Origin of the sequence: Bacillus sp. FJAT-29814, from assembly GCF_001510715.1 — a bacterium.
Lineage (GTDB): Bacteria > Bacillota > Bacilli > Bacillales > Cytobacillaceae > Neobacillus.
The window spans coordinates 75,586-76,350 of sequence record NZ_LMTJ01000016.1 but is presented as its reverse complement, the minus strand read 5'-3'; the positions used below and the strand labels follow the sequence as shown (position 1 = coordinate 76,350).

The following is a 765-nucleotide window of genomic DNA, read 5'->3' as shown; positions in this document are numbered from 1 at the left end:
AGATGATCAGGTTGATAGGTCAGAGGTGGAAGCGTGGCGACATGTGGAGCTGACTGATACTAATCGATCGAGGACTTAACCATAGTCTTAAGGCGAACTCGTTTTTACAATACTTCTTCTGCATTATCTAGTTTTGAGGGAATGAAACCTCAATAAATGACAAATTCAAAGCTTAGAATCTCAAATATGAGACAGAATAAGCTTTTTATTTGACTCTAAATGCGGGTGTGGCGGAATCGGCAGACGCGCTAGATTCAGGTTCTAGTGGTAGCAATACCGTATGGGTTCAAGTCCCTTCACCCGCACCAATTTTATAATGCGGAAGTAGTTCAGTGGTAGAACACCACCTTGCCAAGGTGGGGGTCGCGGGTTCGAATCCCGTCTTCCGCTTTCATTTGCCGGGGTGGCGGAACTGGCAGACGCACAGGACTTAAAATCCTGCGGTAGGTGACTACCGTACCGGTTCGATTCCGGTCCTCGGCACCATTTCTCAAACGGGAAATAGCTCAGCTTGGTAGAGCACTACGTTCGGGACGTAGGGGTCGCAGGTTCAAATCCTGTTTTCCCGATAATTCGGGGTCTTAGCTCAGCTGGGAGAGCGCTTGCTTCACATGCAAGAGGCCAGCGGTTTAATTCCGTTAGGCTTCACCAGTACTGAATTTTTTTTATTTGGCGGTGTAGCTCAGCTGGCTAGAGCGTACGGTTCATACCCGTAAGGTCGGGGGTTCGATCCCCTCCGCCGCTACCATAGTTTAATGAATCATT

Annotated in this window: 6 tRNA genes and 1 rRNA gene; all 7 read left to right on the top strand. The window is 48.5% G+C overall.

Features of this window, described 5'->3' with window-relative positions:
• Window positions 1-83, top strand: a 23S ribosomal RNA gene (locus tag AR334_RS27725); the annotation flags it as partial.
• Between the two features lie 138 nt (window positions 84-221).
• Window positions 222-308 (top strand) — tRNA-Leu (locus AR334_RS27720).
• A 10-nt stretch (window positions 309-318) separates the two neighbouring features.
• A tRNA-Gly gene (locus tag AR334_RS27715) sits at window positions 319-390 on the top strand.
• Window positions 391-397: 7 nt separating this feature from the next.
• Window positions 398-486 (top strand) — tRNA-Leu (locus tag AR334_RS27710).
• Window positions 487-495: 9 nt separating this feature from the next.
• Window positions 496-569, top strand: a tRNA-Pro gene (locus AR334_RS27705).
• A gap of 6 nt (window positions 570-575) precedes the next feature.
• Window positions 576-651: transfer RNA gene (locus tag AR334_RS27700), tRNA-Val, on the top strand.
• 20 nt (window positions 652-671) lie between these two features.
• Window positions 672-748 (top strand) — tRNA-Met (locus AR334_RS27695).
• Window positions 749-765 lie beyond the last annotated feature (17 nt).